Genomic DNA, 18330 nt, shown 5'->3' with positions numbered 1-18330 from the left:
TGTAATTGTATTTATAGTTTTATAATACAAATAAGGGTGTCATTGCAAATTTAATCGCTAAAGTTGGATTTTGCCGTCTTTCACCATGATGCAATCCATCCCCGCACTTTTGGCGGCTTGGTAACCAATTTGCGTGTCTTCGAACACTACGCATTTACTTGGTTCAACACCTAAAAGCTCTGCTACTTTTAAGAATGTTTCTGGGTTCGGCTTGCCTTTACTAACATCACTGGCAGTCACTAAGGCACCAATTTTATTAATTAAATTAGTATCTGTTAGATGATCAATTGCATGCTCGCGGTCAGCCCCCGTGCCCACACCCATAGGCAATACACCATGGTACTTTTCAAGTACTGCGACGGTTTCGTCAATCACTAGTGGATGATGTTGTAAATCAACCCAAAACTGGTGTTTATCTTTTGCCACAACCAAGGGGTCATGATCTAAACCAAATTTTTCGTTAAGCATTTCAATTGTTTTAACGGTCGGAATGCCGCCTAAGCTATACATGTAGTCGTAATCGAATGGATACCCATAGGCTTCGCAAGCTTTCTGCCATGCCTGTAAGTGACTGCCCATTGAGTCAATTAAGGTGCCATCCATATCAAAAATAATGCCTTGGTAGGCGCTTAAATCGATCATATCTACTCCTAAAAAGTTTCGCTTCACAATAGCATAAGCCAGCGAGGAGCAAGGCTCATCACTGGCTTAATCGACAACAAAATTTGACAGGGCATGCTAAACACATGCCCAAGTACTTTAAATATTCGTTTTACAGGCCACGTTTTAGCATGTAATAAGCTGCGTTATGACGAAGCTCTGTTTTGAAACCACGGATCGTCGTATCGTTATCGATGATCATCGTTTCAACGCCAGCCATTTCAGCAAAATCGATAATCATATCGGTTGTTACTGCTTGGCTGTATGCAGTGTGGTGTGCACCACCGGCGTGGATCCATGCAGCTGATGCTACAGATAGATTTGGTTTTGGTTCCCAAAGCGCTGAAGCAACCGGTAAGTGAGGTAAATCAGCTGGCGGAGCCACTGTATCTACTTCGTTGATTAGAATACGGAAACGGTTACCCATATCAATTGGTGATACGTTGATTGCAGCACCCGGTTTTGCTGTAAACAATAAACGACCTACATCACATTTCACGCCGATAGTGTGCTGGTGAACTTCAAGACGTGGCTTTTGTGCTGCAATTGAAGGACACACTTCTAACATGTGCGCGCCAAGTACTTGGTCAGTCTCACCCATGTTGTAAGTGTAATCTTCCATGAATGAACAACCGCCGTCACGGCCTTCACCCATTACTTTCATGATTCGAACCATAGCAGCTGTTTTCCAGTCACCCTCACCACCGTAACCATAGCCTTTCGACATTAGGCGCTGTGTAGCAAGACCCGGAAGACCAGAAAGACCTGATAAGTCTTCAAAACAGTTTGTGAATGCTTTAAAGCCGCCTTTCTCTAAGAAACGCTCCATACCAAGCTCTAAACGTGCTTCGTTGCGTAGCATTTTCACTGCGTAATCGTCTTGTAGAGTTTCGTCAGCAATTACGTAGTCTTGCTTATAAAGCTCTAACTGTGCATCAACTTCTTCTTCAGTGATAGTATCAACCACTTTTACAAGCTCAGCGACACCAAAGGCGTGTACTTCATAACCAAAAGTAATTTGCGCTGAAACTTTGTTACCTTCAGTAACTGCAACTTGACGCATGTTGTCGCCAAAACGCGCAACTTTAAGTGTTTGGCTTTCTGCCCAACCTTTTGCCGCACGACACCAGTCATCTAACTGCTGTTGTACGTCAGCACGTTGCCAGTGACCAGCAACAACTTTACGCTCTTTACGCATTACAGTACCGATGAAACCGAACTCACGGTCACCGTGTGCACTTTGGTGCGTATTCATGTAGTTCATGTTGATGTCAGACCAAGGAAGGGCTGCATTGAACTGAGTATGAAGGTGTAACCAAGGCTTACGTAATTCGCTTAGGCCAGCAATCCACATTTTCGCAGGTGAGAAAGTGTGCATCCATAAAACTAAACCAACACAGTTAGGATCCGTATTTGCCGCTTGGCAAACAGCGTGAATTTCTTCAGGTGACTTAACAGTAGGCTTACATACCAAGTTTACTGGTAGGTTCGCTTCGCTGTTTAAGCCCGCTACAATTGCTTCGCTGTCTTTGGCAACCGTTTCTAACACCTTAGGACCATAAAGATGTTGTGAGCCGGTAACAAACCAGACTTCTTTCGTCATCGTCGTCATGTTAATAATCCTCTAAATTCTTGCTATTTGCTCTGACCGTAATACGCGTTTTTACCGTGCTTACGTAGATAATGTTTATCCATCACTGCTTTTTTAAGTTCAGCTGCGTGTGGATCTAAAGTGCGTGTTAAATACGCCATGCGTGCAATCTCTTCGAGTAGCGCGGCATGGTATACAGACTGAGCGGCATCTTTACCCCACGTGAAAGGCGCATGACCCGCAACAATCACCATAGGTGCAGCTTTCGGATCGCGGTCTTGATACGCATCAGTAATTTGAATACCGGTTTCTAATTCATAATCGCCATTCACTTGCTCATCGGTTAGCTCACGAGTACAGGTGATATCACCGTGTACATAGTCAGCGTGAGTTGTGCCAAGGCAAGGAATGCTTTGTTTTGCTTGCGCCCATGCAGTTGCATAGGTCGAATGCGTGTGTGTTACACCTCCAATTGAATCAAAGTGGCGATATAAATGAACATGTGTTTTGGTGTCAGAAGACGGACGCATAGACCCTTCAACAATGTTGTTTTCAAGGTCGACGATCACCATGTCGTCGGCTTTCATTTGGTCGTAAGATACACCACTTGGTTTAATCGCAATCACGCCTTTGTCGCGGTCGATTTGCGATACGTTACCAAAGGTATAAATTACTAAGCCACGACGTTGCAGCTCCATGTTCGCTTCATAGACTTCACGTTTTAGTTCAGTAAAACTCATGCTTTGTCTCCGTTTACATAGCTTGCAAGTGCTTGGTAGTTGGCATAAAGCTCGTCATACACAGCAACGCGCTCAGGGTTTGGTAAATATTGATGACATACAGACGACGCCATCACTTTTTGAGCATCTGCCACTGTTGCGTGCTCACCCGCAGCAACCGCAGCCATAATTGCCGCACCCAATGCACAGCTTTGCTCACTTTCTAAAACGTCGATTGGGCAGTTCCAAACATCAGCACAAGTTTGCATTACGTAGTCTGATTTTTTAGAAATACCGCCGATAACAACCACTGACTCGATTGGTACGCCTTCGCTACGGAAACGCTCAGTGATAGCACGTGCGCCAAACGCAGTTGCTTCAACAAGTGCTTTGAAGAACTTAGGTGCATCAGTGCCCATTTTTAAGCCTGTTAATGCCATGGCAACGCTTTGGTCAGCATCTGGCGTACGACGACCATTTACCCAATCAAGCGCAGTTACATCGTTGCTTGTTACAGGCAGTGCTGCCGCAGCTTTTGATAGATCAACTAAGATTGAATCTTCTAGCTTGTTAACTAACGCTTGTTCAGCGTCAGATAGATTTGTAAGTTGGCGAGTTGGCCAAAGTACTAGGTTTTTGAACCATGCGTATAAGTCACCGAATGCAGATTGACCGGCTTCTAAGCCAATTAGCCCAGGGATCACTGAGCCATCAACTTGACCACAAATACCTTTAACGCAGGTATCACCTAGCTGTTCTTTAGACGTTACTGTGATGTCACAAGTTGAAGTACCCATTACTTTAGTTAGAACGCCAGGGCGAACATTGGCTGCTACTGCGCCCATGTGACAGTCAAATGCACCGTAACCAATCACGATACCTTGTGGTAAACCTAGCTTCTCGGCCCACTCAGCAGTTAAGTTGCCAGCAACTTGGTCGCTTGGCTCTGTCGTTGCATTTAACGTATCAACAACACCATCTAATAGTGGATCGATATTGCTGAAGAAACTGTTTGGTGGGAAACCACCCCACTGCTCGTTCCACATTTGTTTGTGGCCCGTTGCACAACGACCTAGCTTTAATGCTTCAGGGTGTGTTGTGCCGCACATTAGCGCGGTCATCCAATCGCAGTGCTCAACCCATGAATAAGTGGCTGCTTTAACACTGCTATCAACGCGGAAAATATGTAATGCTTTGGCCCAGTACCACTCAGAAGAGTAGATACCGCCCATGTGTGAAAGGTAGTTCACATCGTTGTTAGTTGCAGCTTCAGTGATTTCATTTGCTTCTTTAATAGACGTATGGTCTTTCCACAAAATGAACATTGCATTTGGGTTTTCTGCAAATTCTTCAGTTAATGCCAGTGGTGTACCTTGGCTATTAATTGCTACAGGTGTTGAGCCTGTCGTATCAAAGCTCATACCCACTACTTTGTCTGCAGTACCTGCTGGAACTTGTGACCAAAGACCATTTACTACTTCTACAAGGCTATCAATATAGTCTTGTGGATGCTGACGAAACTGATCTTTACTTGGGTCACAATATAAACCTTGTGCCCAGCGCGGGTAGTTTACTAAATGGCTGGCAAGTTCTTCACCAGTCGCAACATCAACGAGTAATGCTCTTACCGAGTCCGACCCGTAGTCTAATCCCAACGTATAACGAGACATAATTACCTTTCACTAATTGCTTACTAACATTGTTAGTCATTATCTTTATTTGTATGATAATATCAACAATACCAGATTGTAAAGGTATTATAAAAATATTATTAACAGGATTATTTGCTGCTGGCGGGCGATTTATTGCGCAGTTTTTCTGGAAGATTAGATTGTTTTTTCAGCACAAATAATAGGTTAAAGCCACTACATTAACTTTTGTATGATAAGAATGGGAAAACTATGTCTAGTCAATTAGAACAACTTAAAGCAGTGACAACCGTTGTTGCTGACACGGGTGATTTTGAAGCAATCAACGAATATAAACCGCAAGATGCAACAACGAACCCATCACTAATCTTAAACGCGATTCAAATTGAGAAATATCGCCCACTTGCTGCCGAAGCCGTATCATGGGCAAAAGCACAAAGCAGTGACGCAGCTGAAGTTGTAACAAAAGCAGCTGACAAGCTAGCGGTATTAATTGGCTCTAAATTAATGGAGCAAGTGCCGGGTTTTGTTTCAACAGAAGTGGATGCGCGTTTATCATTTGATACTCAAGCAACCATTGATAAAGCACTTGAGCTTGTTGCTCTATATAAAGAGCAAGGTATCGACACATCGCGCGTGTTAATCAAAATTGCTTCAACATGGGAAGGTATTCAAGCGGCTAAAGTACTTGAAGCGCAAGGTATCCGTTGTAACCTAACGCTGGTATTTGCATTTGCTCAAGCACGCGCTTGTGCCGAAGTAGGTGCTTACCTAATTTCACCATTCGTTGGTCGTATTCTTGACTGGTACAAAGCACAAGATGCAAGCGCTGATTTCGACGGCGCTAACGATCCGGGCGTTAAGTCAGTCACGCATATCTATAACTACTTCAAAAAGCACGGCTACGACACGATTGTAATGGGCGCAAGCTTCCGTAACATCGGTGAAATCCAAGAATTAGCAGGTTGTGACCGTTTAACTATCAGCCCTAAGTTACTTGCTGAACTAGCTGCAACTGACGCACCTTTAACTCAAAAACTATTACCAGCAACTGAAAAAGCAGAAGCGCCAGCAGCCATGACTGAGCAAGCTTTCCGCTGGGAAATGAATGAAGATGCTATGGCAACTGAAAAGCTAAGCCAAGGTATTCGTCAGTTCGCAATTGACCAAGAGAAACTAGAGTCAATCTTAAGCGAATTAGTTTAAGCCGATTGTTTAAGCAGCAAAAAGCCCGCAAACCAAGGTTTGCGGGCTTTTTTATTGCATGCCTTTTAGTAAAAGCAGGCTTATCGTGTTGCGATTACGATAATTTTTTACCAGTCACTTTATTCAGCAAGTAATGCGTTTGCTTTTGCAACTAGGTTTGCCACTGTGAAACCAAAGTGTTCAAGCAATACTGCACCAGGCGCTGACTCACCAAATGTATCCATACCTAGTACATCACCATCTTGGCCAACATACTTGAACCAGAAGTCACGGTGTGCAGCTTCAACAGCAATCTTTGGTGTACCAGCTGGTAACACGCTTTGACGGTATGCTTTGTCTTGGCTATCAAACTGATTCGTTGATGGCATAGATACCACGCGAACTTGCTTGCCTTGTGCTGTCAGTTCAGCGGCAGCATTCACAGCTAGCTCTACCTCAGAACCCGTTGCAATTAGGATAAGTTCAGCTGTTTGTTCGCTATCAACAAGTACATAACCCCCTTTTGCAATATCAGCAACTTGCTGTGCATCACGTGCCATTGCTTTTGTACCCTGACGGCTGAAGATCAGTGAACTTGGACCGGTTTCTTTTAATAACGCTTGGCGCCAAGCTACCGCAGTTTCAGTTTCATCACACGGACGCCATGCAGTCATATTTGGTGTCATGCGAAGGTTAGCGATTTGCTCGATTGGTTGGTGAGTTGGACCATCTTCACCTTGACCGATTGAGTCATGGGTATACACAAAAATGCTCTGCGCTTTCATTAATGCAGCCATACGTACTGCATTACGTGCGTATTCCATAAACATTAAGAAAGTTGCGCCAAATGGAATGAAGCCACCATGTAATGCAATACCATTCATGATTGCGCTCATACCAAACTCACGTACGCCATAGAATACGTAGTTACCATCAGCAGCATCTTGTAAACCTTTTGCTTCTGGCCATAAGGTTAAGTTAGAACCGGCAAGGTCGGCAGAGCCACCCATTAGCTCAGGAAGCTGGTTAGCAAAGAAGGTGATCGCATTTTGTGATGCTTTACGTGTCGCAATGTTTTGCATGTCGGCTTGGCATTTAGCAATGTACTCATCAGCTAATTCAGCGAAGTTAGCTGGTAATGCTTTTTCAAGAACACGGCGTGTATATTCTTTTGCAAGTTCAGGGTGTGCTTTGCTATAAGCTGCAAATTTTTGCTGCCATGCACCTTCAAGCTCTTGGCCTCTCGCTTGATTATTCCACTCGTTATAAACCTCTTGTGGAACTTCAAATGCAGGGTGCGGCCAGTTTAGCTGCTCACGTACTGCAACGATTTCGTCGTGACCAAGTGGTGCACCGTGACAGTCATGGCTTCCTGATTTATTTGGCGAGCCAAAACCAATCACTGTTTTACAACAAATTAGTGTTGGTTGCGTAGTGTTGCTTTGTGCCGCTTCAATTGCACCCGCAATTGCATTCATATCGTGACCATCAACATCACGGATAACTTGCCAACCGTAAGCTTCAAAACGTGCAGGTGTATCGTCGGTGAACCAACCTTCTACTTCACCATCGATAGAGATGCCATTGTCATCCCAAAATGCGATTAGCTTGCCTAGACCTAACGTACCTGCCAGCGAACATGCTTCGTGCGAGATACCTTCCATTAAACAGCCATCACCCATAAAGCAGTAAGTGAAGTGATCAACAATATCAAACTTTGGCTTATTGAATTGCGCTGCTAAGGTTTTTTCAGCGATTGCCATACCAACTGCGTTAGCAATACCAGAACCTAATGGGCCCGTAGTTGTTTCTACACCCGGTGTGTAACCATATTCTGGGTGACCCGGTGTTTTAGAGTGAAGCTGACGGAATTGCTTAATATCTTCGATGCTTACGTCGTAACCGCTTAAATGTAACAATGCATATTGAAGCATTGAACCATGGCCATTTGATAACACAAAGCGGTCACGGTTAGACCAGTCTGGGTTTAATGGGTTATGGCGGTGAAAGTTTTGCCACAATACCGCTGCAATATCAGCCATACCCATAGGCGCACCTGGGTGGCCAGAGTTAGCTTGTTGAACGGCATCGACAGCAAGTATGCGAATAGCATTTGCAGATTGAGAACTAGGCAGAGTCATCTTATTAGCTTCCTGTTAATATTATAATATAATTAATATCGCAAAAACTCACCCAAATAGCAACTTAATAAACCGCCAGCCCCCGTATAAACAGGAGCTAGCAACCTATTATTTGTTAATTATAAATACTTTAACCAAGGCTTGTTAGCCTTACGCTTGTATTCACTAAACTTCTTGGTTGGCCAATAAAGCCCTACTGCCAACAACAAAGTAATAAACCAAATACCTGATATATCACTGACTCCTAAATATTGCCCTTGATTTGCCCCCCAGATCAGCATGCCTATTTGATACATAAACAGCAGTACATAGAGGTGAAAAATATAAAAGAACATAGGCACAGAGCCATACACTCGCAGCGCATTAGTAAAGCGGTTAAGTGGTCTTTCAAATAACCATAAGCCAACAAACATGCCTGCTAACGTGATCAGCAAAAAGCTCAGTGAAGGTGGGTACTTAGTCACGTTAAATACCGACATCATGGTTTCGGTTGTGGTGCTAAACGTTTGCCACGGCAAGGTTTCACCATAAATATTAAAACCACGCAGCAGCGCAAATAATCCCACACATAACAGGGCTAACAGCAGTAATGCTCGTTTACGCGAATCTGCCGCTTGAGTGTGCGCATATAAAGGGCCTGCACAGTAACCCAATAAAATTACGCCAATCCAAGGCAGCACTGGGTAGCTAATTTTTACGTCAATTAAACCGCCTTGTGATAGATAGCCTCGGTCATGCAAAATCGTCCACAGCGAGTAACCAAACTCATCGGGCGTAAAGCTGATTGGGGTCAGTAAGTTATGGCCAAATACGATAACTAAACCAAGCACCAGCAATAGGTTGCGTGGCAGCTTAATCAATGCTGCTAACACCAGCATACAAAGGCCAATCGCCCACATCACTTGTAGCCAAATGGTGTGATAGTAACCCATCCACGAAAAACAAATCAGTGTCACTTCGAGGGCGATTAAAAAAAGCCCTCGCCTGATTAAAAAGCTTCGTGCTGAGCGCGCCACGCCACTTGCTGGGTGACTATAAAGCCACGCCGACAAACCGGTTAAAAAGATAAAGGTTGGCGCACAAAAGTGCGCAGCAAAGCGGCTCCAAAAAAGCCCCGGCGAAGTGGTATCAACCACCATGGGATCGGCCACCTGCATGTGCAAGAAAAACCGCTCTCGCACGTGATCAAGTAACATCAGCAGAATAACGACACCACGCATGATGTCGATACTGTGAATACGGCTTTTAACTTGCTCAGAAGTCATAGCTTAAACCTAATTTGAATTGTGTTGGTGCACCCGGGTAGGCCCACAATGCATTGTAAGAGCTGGCGATATACTGCTCATCAAACACGTTATCAACATTCAGTGACACCGTTGTACGTTCAGTCGCTCGCCATTTAGCAAATAAACCAACGGTTTGATAGCTAGGTAATCGGAAGGTTAAATCAGCTGGGTCGCCTAAACGGTCAGACACATATTGATAATGACCGCCAACCTTTATGTCTTGTGCAAATACACTTAGGTCATGGTTTAAGCCAATCGAAAGATTATTCTTCGGTACGTTCACAAGCGGGCTGCCTTTAGGAATTGGCACTAACCAATCAACATTTATGCTGTCTGTGGCAGTTTCGGCATCAACATAAGCATAGGATAGGGTGTACTCAGTGTTATCACCCAATGACCCTGTTAAGTCTAACTCAAAACCTGTGCTATTTGCTTTACCAACAGGTGCTGAATAACCCACATTTACTGGATCTGCCACCAGCATATTGCTCTTACTTGCATCAAAATAAGCAAGCGTACCGCTGATATTGGCGTAACTAAACTTAACACCCACTTCAAACGAGTCACTTTCTTCAAAACCAAATGGCTTACCTTCGGCATCGGTGCCACTTAGTGGTAAAAAGCCTTCTGAATAGCTTGAGTAAAAGTTAATGTCGTCATTAAGGGCATAAACCACACCAAAACGTGGACTAATGCGGTTTTCTTTGCTGTTTGATGCAACACCAGACTTAGTTTCAAAGATATCTTGTTCAATTTCATCAAAACGCAGACCTAACATCACTTTTAAGTTATCGGTTAGATCTAGTTGGTCTTGCAGGTAAATACCGTACGCATTTTGCTGTTCGTTATTTTCGTACTGCATGCTTACTTCAGGGCCTTCAGTGGTGCTGTACTCTGGCTCATAGATATCAATGGTGTAAGTGCCATTACCACCACGGTAGCGATAAAGCCCCGTGCGTAGCTCATAGTCGTAACCATCAACACCAAACAGTACATGATTGGTGATACCGGCAACATCAAAATGGCCGCTTAATTCAAAGCGCAGCGATAAATCATCAGACTCATAGTCACGGTATCTGTGCTGGCGAGTTAAAGTTCTACCATCATCAAATAATGACTGTCGCGATGGTGAAAGCTCAGCATCTGACGAAAAACCCGTTAATGTTGCAGTACGGTAACTGGCGCCTAATAACAAACTCCAATCTTGGTTTAGATCGTTGCTGTAATTTAATTGATGACCGCGTGAGTGCACCTTAGTTGGCGCATCATTTGGATTACCTAAAAAGCGCGATTCAGGCACGGTATCAAAATCACCATTTAGCACCACAATACCGCGGTCATACATTTGCTGTTGGTCAACGTATTCAAACTCATAGGTCAGTGATGAGTTATCGTTAATTTGATAATAAAGCGAAGGAGTAATGACGAATTTGTCATGGTGAACATAGTCTCTAAAGCTGTCGCTATCTTGCCATGCACCATTGATTCTAAATGCTAAATCATCGCTTAGACCATTAGTGTAATCACCTTGAATACGCTTGTGATCATCGCTACCTAACTCGGCTTGAAGTTGCCCTTGCTGATAAAACTGGGGCTTTTTAGTAATAATGTTTACTGTGCCACCCGGCTCCGAGCGACCATAAAGAGCTGAGCCCGGCCCTTTTAATACTTCGATGTATTCAATATTTGATACATCACGCGGGCCTGCAAAACCGCGACCACCACTAAAGCCATTAACTAAATATCCAGACGGCATATTTTCGTTACCCGACAAACCACGTATTGAGTAGCTATCCCACAGCGCCCCGCCATTATTTTTACGGCTGATACTGGCAGAAAAATCCAGTGCGTCACGAAACTTAGTGATACCGTTATCGGTGAGCATGTCTTTACTTAATGTGGTGATCGACTGTGGTAAATCTTTTGTTGGAATATCACCACGGAACGCTTGTTTATGCTCAATGGTGATCGTTTCTATATCGCTGTTATCAGCTGCATATGTATTCGCTGCAAACGCCGCAGCTAATGCTAAACTAAGAGTTGAGTACTTCATAAGGCTTAATTGTAGAAATTGATAGATATGTTTTGTTATAAAATAACATAAATAAACAGATTGATATAGTATAACAAATCACTTTGTTCCGAATTTTTACCTATCTTTTTTTGTTTACATAATGCAAATTCACCTCTAGTATCAAAAAATGAATAAAAAACAATCAAGTTAGGGAAAACTATGAATAAATCACTTTTCGCATTAACGCTCGTATGCACATCTATAAGTTCATTCGCTAACCCTGATTTATCAGGCCGAAACCCTTTTGTTGATATTCAAGCACAGGTACTCGACACCTCCACAGGTAAGCCAACATGGCAACGTCTTGATCATATACCTTATGTGCAATACCCAACTGGGCTACTTAATCAGCAAGGTAGTGGCTGCGCGATTGTTAACTTTGCAGTTACTCCCGATGGTGTTGTGAAAAACCTTAATATCGTGAACTCAGCACCTAAGCGCTTTAGTAAAGACGTTAGAAAAGCAGCAAGGCAAATAGTGAGAGATTGGCAATGGCCTGAACGTACTGATGATCAAACACTTGAGCTAACCATGCGTTTTGATTACTGCCTCACCTTCGATTACGACAAAAAGAGTGAGGCTATAGCTATGTGTGTTGAGCATTCAGAACAAGCCTGCGAGTAAACAATAAATTTGCCATTTAGATACTTGAGCCAATGCCAGGTATTGCCTACAATGGCGCACAATTTATTCAATGCAGATCGCAACTATGACTGATACACAAAAACCAGAATTACCAAACCAACTTTCTATCAACCCACGTAGTAAATTTTATGTGGAAGAAGTTTTCGAGCATGAAATTGGTGTAAAACTTAACGGCAAAGAGCGTTTTGACGTTGAAGAATATAATATCAGCGAAGGCTGGATCAAAATCGCTTCTCCAAAAGCGCTAGATCGCCGCGGCCAACCTTTACTATTAAAAGTAAAAGGCACTGTAGAAGTATTCTACAAGTAATGATTTGTCGGCTAAAGCCTGCTTTAGCCGACACTCCCCTAAATACATAGCCCCATTCCATCGTTTGATTTTTAGACACATTTTGTAACACTGCGTTCATCGCAACTGCATCGCTATTTAAAACTGAATTGTTATGATGTAACAGTTCCCAAAATAGGATGTAATCCCATGAAAAAACTAACAACGTTGGCACTGGCCATGGCTGCGACACTGGCACCTTGGGCATCAGCTTACGAAACAAAAGATACGCGCTTATTGCGTTTTCCAGATATTCATAATCAAAATGTTACCTTTGTGTACGGTGGTGATATTTACATTGCTAATACGCAAACAGGCGAGAGCAAACGCTTAACCGACCATATTGGCTTTGAAACCTTTCCGAAGTTTTCACCTGACGGTAAACGCATTGCGTTTGCAGCCGAATACAATGGCAGCCGCCAAATTTATGTAATTAACAGCGATGGTTCTGGCTTAAAACAACTCACTTACTACAACGATGTTGGCCCAATGCCACCACGCGGTGGTTTTGATTATCGTGTTCTCGATTGGACACCAGATGGCAAAAATGTGGTATTTCGTGCTAACCGCACACCGTGGGGTAAACGTATGGGTCGTCCATACATGGTGCCTGCTGACGGTGGCCTTGAGCAGCCTCTCGCTATCCCTGAAACGGGCGGCGGTATGCTTTCGCCAGATGGTAGCAAATATGTTTACACCCCGATTGACCGTGAATTTCGTACTTGGAAACGCACCCGGGGCGGTCGCGCACAAGATGTTTGGGTTTACGATCTAAAAAACAATACCTCAGAGCAGCTAACTAGTAACCGCGCAACCGATCAGCAACCAACCTGGGTTGGCGACAACATTTACTTTGTGTCTGACCGTGATTACACCCTTAACCTGTATCAATACCAAAAAGGTGCTGAGCCTAAGAAGCTAACCAACCATAAAGACTTTGACGTACTGTGGCCATCAGCTGGCCCAAATGCTGTTGTTTATGAAAATGGTGGTTACCTTTATCGCTTTGACCCAAAAACTCAAAAAAGCACTAAGCTGAGCATTAACATTGCTGGTGTGCGTCAATACGCAATGCCGTACACAAAAAATGTGAGTGACTTTATCGATTCAATGTCGATTTCTCATGATGGTAAACGTGCACTCTTTACTGCCCGCGGTGAGCTATTTAGCGTACCGGTTAAACAAGGCCCAACACGTAACCTATCTTACACAGCAAAAGGCCGCGAGATTGACGCAAGCTGGTCGCCAAATGGTCGTTATATTGCTTATATGAGCGATGAAAGCGGCGAATACGAAATTTACTTAAAAGATCGCAGCGACAACAATGCCACTAAGCAGCTAACCAGCAACGGCACTATTTGGCGCTTTACACCAATTTGGTCACCTGATAGCTCAAAACTGTTATTTGCAGATAAGAATCACACACTCTGGTGGATAGACGCAAAATCGGGTAAACAGCACAAAATTGATACCAGCATCTACGATGAAGAAGGTATTCGCCAGTATACTTGGTCGCCAAATAGCGAAGACATTGTGTATGTAAAAAACAATGAAAACCGCTATGCCTCACTGTGGCACTACAATATTGATAAAAAGAAAGTGACTCGCTTAACGGATGAAATGACCAATGAGCAAAACCCAACTTTCTCTCCTGATGGTCAATACCTGTACTTCAGCTCTGAGCGCGACTTTAACTTAGCCTTTAGCAGCTACGAGTTTGACTACATGTTTAATCGTGCAACGCGTATTTATGCCGCTGCCGTAAATGACAGTATCAAACCACTTATCGCACTACAAAGTGATGAAACAGCGATCGTCAGCGATAAACAAAAAGATGACGATAAGAAAAACAGTAATACCCTGCAAAGCAGCGACTTTATGCAGCGTGTAACCGCTTTAAATGCACCGGCTGGGGATTATCGCAGTTTAACGGCTGTAAAAGATGGCGTGCTAACACTGGCTAATGGCGGCCTACAATTAATAGGCACAGCTCACGACAGCGAGCTTGAAACTGTGGCTAAAGGGGTAAGCAGCTACACTATTTCGAGCAATGGTGAGCACCTGTTAGTGCATGCGGGTAACGATTACAGCTTAATTGAGCCTAAAGCAAAACAAGACCTAGCAGCGAATAAGCTAGATCTTAGTAACATGACCTTAAAAATTGAGCCACAAATCGAATGGCAGCAAATGTATGTTGAAGGCTGGCGTACATTACGTGATTGGTTCTACGACGAAAACCATCACGGCCAAGATTGGGACGCAATTTTAGCCAAGTATCAACCTATGGCTGATGCTATCTCACACCGTAGTGACTTAGATTACATTCTCAGTGAAATCGCAGGTGAAATTAACTCAGGCCACATTTATGTGCAGTCGGGTGATATGCCTAAAGCAGAGCGTAAAAAGCACGGCTTATTAGGTGCAAAACTTGCCAGCGATCCATCTGGATACGTAAAAATTGAGCAAATCTTCCAAGGCGAAAACTGGCATGAAGACTTCCGCTCACCACTTGGTACAACAGGGGTAAAAGCACATAACGGCGACTACATCATTGCCGTAAATGGCCGCTCAGTAAAAGACGTAGCTAACTTCTACGAATTGCTAGAGAACACCCAAGGTGAGCAAGTTGAGCTAGTTCTTAACAGTAAACCGCGCAGCAAAGGCGCATGGCAAGTTACCGTTAAGCCTGTAGCGAGCGAACAAGGTTTGCGTTATTTAGATTGGGTTAACTCTCGTGCAGCCTACGTTGATAAGCTATCAAATGGCCGTATTGGTTATGTTCACTTACCAAATACAGCCTACGAAGGTAACCGCGCCATGTTCAAAAACTACATGCCGCAAACCACCAAAGACGCCATGATTATTGATGACCGATACAATGGCGGCGGCTTTATTCCTGAGCACATGATCACCTGGCTTGCCCGTAAACCGCTTAATTATTGGAAGCGCCGTGGTGTTGAGCCAACTAAAACACCACAATTTGCTCATGATGGTCCAAAAGCCATGCTGATCAATGGTTACTCAAGTTCAGGCGGTGACGCTATTCCTTACTACTTCCGCCAAGCGGGGTTAGGTAAGCTTATTGGTACCCGTACTTGGGGTGGATTAATTGGTATTTCAGGTAATCCAAGCCTTGTCGATGGCGGCCAAGTTATCGCGGCAACATTCCGCATTTTAGATAACGATGGCAACTGGATCATCGAAAACGAAGGTGTCACCCCAGATATCAAGGTGGTTGACCGCCCAGAGCTAATCTACCAAGGTAAAGATCCATCGATAGAGCGTGCCGTAGAAGAGCTTTTAAAAGAGCTAAAAGACAACCCGAAAAAGCCACTCACCGTGCCACCAGCACCGACTGACTTTTAATTCTTAACTGGTTGTTAAAAAGAAAAAACCCCGCTGCAATGCGGGGTTTATTTTAAGGCTATTAAGGTTTCTTCCAGCCACTCCAAACATCGTCTTGTTGGTTAGCTTTATTTTTTTTCTTTTTCTTACCTGTTCCCGCAGGTTTCGCTACGGGCTTGTCGTTTTTAAGTGCTTGTGCGGCATCAAGGTTCGCTTTATTTAAGGTATAACCAGGCACTTCTTCACGCTCTAAACGAAATTTATTTTTCTTTTCAATGATTTTAAAATGATGAAAGTCTTCATAATCAATCAATGATAACGCTAACCCTACTTCACCGGCGCGACCACTTCGGCCAATACGGTGCATGTAATCGGCAGGACTGCGCGGTAAATTGAAATTAATCACTACAGGCAATTTAGCAATATCTAAACCACGGGCTGCAATATCAGTGGCAATTAATACCTCGATTTCGCCATTTTTAAACTTTTCGATTACGCGAGTACGCTCACTTTGGCCTTTATCACCGTGAAATACTTGTGCATTGATGCCACGCTTTTCAAGCTTATTTGCTAAATGCTCACAATCTTTTTTTGCATTCACAAAAATCAGCGTTTGGCGCCATTTATGGTTTTTTATCAAGTGCGCTAAAACCGTGGTCTTCTCACCTTTATTTACCATAAATACGCGCTGTACTAAGGTGCTTTCATCTTTACTTTGAACTTGTATTTCAACAGGCTCATTTAACAATTTTTGGGTTAATAGTGTAACTTGCTCTGGGAACGTTGCAGAAAACAGCATAGTTTGTTTTTTAGCGGGCATAAGCGCTAATAGCTCAGCAAGCTCTTCGGTAAAACCTAGGCTCAGCATGCGGTCTGCTTCATCAAGCACTAAGGTGTTTACTTTATCAAGCTTAATGGCATTGCTTGAAATCAAATCAAGTAAACGACCAGGAGTTGCAACGATAATATCTGCACCGCCTCGCAATGCTTGCATTTGCGTATTAGCAGAGACACCACCAAATATAGCAAGGGTTTTAATCGCACCATTAAAGTTTGCAGAATATGATTTAACGCTATCAGCTACTTGTACAGCTAGCTCTCGCGTTGGCACTAAAATAAGCCCTGAAACAAAGTTACCTTTACCTTGTGTTTTTTTAACAGCCTTACCTAAAAAACACCTTTGCAACATAGGCAAAGCAAATGTCGCTGTTTTACCTGAACCTGTATTCGCTCCTGCAATTAAGTCACTGCCCGCCAAAATACTCGGAATTGCTTTTGCCTGAATGTGTGTCGGTTGCGTGTATTCAAGATCAGATAATCGAGCAAGTAGCTCAGGTATAAGACCAAGCTCGTTGAAATTGCTAGGGTTTAGGGTTGAGGTCATAAAAGGTGTGGGCTCATAACTAAAATAGCCTGCGATTTTAGCGCATTTATTGCCCGGTAAGTAGGAATTAGTGAGTTAAATACCTTTTAGATAACAGTCACTGGTTTATGATATTTGCTCAATATTAAAGGGGCGCTTAAAAAGCCAACTGCTAAGTTGGCCATATTATTAAACCTTACTCAACTGTGCTTGTAGCCTCGTTTTTGTTTCTTTTAAGTAATCTAGGTAAGGATACGAGTCATCAGCTACGGCTATTGCAGCCTCGATTTGAACTAATGCTTGGCGAACATTACCTTGCATTTCATAGCCATATGACAAAGCTGACAGTGCATACGCTGATTTAGGGTAGTTTTTGATATTGTACTTAAACACCTCAATAGCCCGCTCAAATAGCTGGTTATCCGTTAAGCTGTAACCCAGCATCCTAACAGCGCGGTCAGGTGGCGCTATTTGCTCGCCCCATTGCTGAGATAAGCGTTGATAATAAGCATCAATTGATGAAACATCATCGTCCAATGCACTCAAAGGCATATGTTTAGATAAAAATAAGCCATGGTACGCATTAAATGCCCCAGCAGCTGAGGTTAGGTTATGCGAAACGCCTGCAAAGGCGTCGCTCTTAAAGCGCAGATTTTGCACCTTACTATTTTGCATCGTTTGCTGCATATCATCGTATCTTTCGCGCATAATGCCGGCTTCTTCGCCGATATTCATATATACATAGCTGTTAATACTTTTGGCTTTAGTAACAAAGGTATTTAGACTCTTAGCAGGGGCGCCATAGTTCCACCATACCGCAGGGCTATAAGCAATGTGCGCTTGAAATAACTCAGGGTCAGCTTGCATTGCGTAAAGAGCAAATACACCCGCAGCAGAGGCTCCTGCGATAACTCTATAATCATGAGTACGATACTGTTTATTAACCAAAGGCATCAGTTCTTGCTCTACAAAAGCTAAAAACTTTGCTGCACCACCGCCTTCGCCAACAGGCCCTTGTGGCTCTTTGTTCACTGTAGGATAAAAATCTCTAAGTCGATTAGTGCTTTCAATCGCAACTACAATCACCTCTGGCGCTTGATCATCTTGTTGTAAGCGCTCAAGCACAGCATTAATCAATGGTAAATTACCGGCCCCATCTAAACGGTAAATAACGGGATATCTTTTGTTTGGTTGTGTTTGATAGCTTTTTGGTAATTGCACAACGACAGTGCGTTGCTCACTAAGATTACTTGATTCGATAGTATGCGTATGTTGGCTGTAATTTGTAACCGCATCATCTGCGGCTGGTTCAGCCATTACATGACTAGTACAGAGTAAAAAACC

Annotated in this window: 13 protein-coding genes; 4 read left to right on the top strand and 9 right to left on the bottom strand. The window is 43.4% G+C overall.

Annotated features, from left to right (window positions below):
* Positions 1 to 57 precede the first annotated feature (57 nt).
* The 4 genes from QL229_RS07715 to QL229_RS07700 all read right to left on the bottom strand — a co-directional run bounded on the left by QL229_RS07715 (position 58) and on the right by QL229_RS07700 (position 4640).
* Positions 58 to 642 (bottom strand): beta-phosphoglucomutase family hydrolase, encoded by a 585-nt coding sequence (locus QL229_RS07715; RefSeq protein WP_281546713.1) that lies wholly within the window; start codon positions 640 to 642, stop codon positions 58 to 60.
* Between the two features lie 130 nt (positions 643 to 772).
* Entirely contained in the window at positions 773 to 2272 is a 1500-nt protein-coding gene (gene araA, locus QL229_RS07710; RefSeq protein ID WP_055198523.1) for an L-arabinose isomerase, read from the bottom strand.
* Between the two features lie 23 nt (positions 2273 to 2295).
* Positions 2296 to 2991 (bottom strand): L-ribulose-5-phosphate 4-epimerase, encoded by a 696-nt coding sequence (locus QL229_RS07705; protein WP_063528078.1) that lies wholly within the window; start codon positions 2989 to 2991, stop codon positions 2296 to 2298.
* Entirely contained in the window at positions 2988 to 4640 is a 1653-nt protein-coding gene (locus tag QL229_RS07700; RefSeq protein ID WP_054562996.1) for a ribulokinase, read from the bottom strand. The genes QL229_RS07705 and QL229_RS07700 overlap by 4 nt, the downstream gene beginning before the upstream one ends.
* 231 nt (positions 4641 to 4871) lie before the next feature.
* Here QL229_RS07700 and tal point away from each other — a divergent pair, with 231 nt between their 5' ends.
* Positions 4872 to 5825 (top strand): transaldolase, encoded by a 954-nt coding sequence (gene tal / locus QL229_RS07695; RefSeq protein WP_253038998.1) that lies wholly within the window; start codon positions 4872 to 4874, stop codon positions 5823 to 5825.
* Positions 5826 to 5944: 119 nt separating this feature from the next.
* Here tal and tkt read toward each other — a convergent pair whose 3' ends face one another.
* From tkt to QL229_RS07680, 3 genes are all read right to left on the bottom strand, one after another.
* On the bottom strand, positions 5945 to 7945 hold the full coding sequence (gene tkt, locus QL229_RS07690; RefSeq protein ID WP_253038997.1) for a transketolase: 2001 nt from the start codon (positions 7943 to 7945) through the stop codon (positions 5945 to 5947).
* A gap of 119 nt (positions 7946 to 8064) precedes the next feature.
* Complete coding sequence (locus QL229_RS07685) at positions 8065 to 9210, bottom strand: heparan-alpha-glucosaminide N-acetyltransferase domain-containing protein (RefSeq protein WP_281546712.1); 1146 nt, start codon at positions 9208 to 9210, stop codon at positions 8065 to 8067.
* Positions 9200 to 11284: a TonB-dependent siderophore receptor gene (locus QL229_RS07680; protein ID WP_253038994.1), complete on the bottom strand. Its 2085-nt coding sequence runs from the start codon at positions 11282 to 11284 to the stop codon at positions 9200 to 9202. The genes QL229_RS07685 and QL229_RS07680 overlap by 11 nt, the downstream gene beginning before the upstream one ends.
* Before the next feature lie 180 nt (positions 11285 to 11464).
* Here QL229_RS07680 and QL229_RS07675 point away from each other — a divergent pair, with 180 nt between their 5' ends.
* The 3 genes from QL229_RS07675 (at position 11465) to QL229_RS07665 (ending at position 15644) form a co-directional block, all read left to right on the top strand.
* Entirely contained in the window at positions 11465 to 11929 is a 465-nt protein-coding gene (locus QL229_RS07675) for a TonB family protein (protein WP_281546711.1), read from the top strand.
* 85 nt (positions 11930 to 12014) lie between these two features.
* Positions 12015 to 12260 (top strand): DUF3297 family protein, encoded by a 246-nt coding sequence (locus QL229_RS07670; protein WP_171040424.1) that lies wholly within the window; start codon positions 12015 to 12017, stop codon positions 12258 to 12260.
* Positions 12261 to 12428: 168 nt separating this feature from the next.
* Positions 12429 to 15644, top strand: a complete 3216-nt coding sequence (locus QL229_RS07665) for a S41 family peptidase (protein ID WP_281546710.1) — start codon at positions 12429 to 12431, stop codon at positions 15642 to 15644.
* 61 nt (positions 15645 to 15705) lie between these two features.
* On the opposite strand, the gene QL229_RS07660 is transcribed toward QL229_RS07665, so the two are convergent.
* On the bottom strand, positions 15706 to 17007 hold the full coding sequence (locus QL229_RS07660) for a DEAD/DEAH box helicase (RefSeq protein WP_281546709.1): 1302 nt from the start codon (positions 17005 to 17007) through the stop codon (positions 15706 to 15708).
* Between the two features lie 168 nt (positions 17008 to 17175).
* Complete coding sequence (locus QL229_RS07655; protein WP_281546763.1) at positions 17176 to 18303, bottom strand: alpha/beta hydrolase-fold protein; 1128 nt, start codon at positions 18301 to 18303, stop codon at positions 17176 to 17178.
* Positions 18304 to 18330: the final 27 nt, after the last annotated feature.

The sequence above is a fragment of the Pseudoalteromonas sp. PAR1 genome (assembly GCF_947311895.1).
Taxonomy (GTDB): domain Bacteria; phylum Pseudomonadota; class Gammaproteobacteria; order Enterobacterales; family Alteromonadaceae; genus Pseudoalteromonas; species Pseudoalteromonas lipolytica_C.
This window is presented reverse-complemented; position numbering and strand designations above follow the sequence as displayed.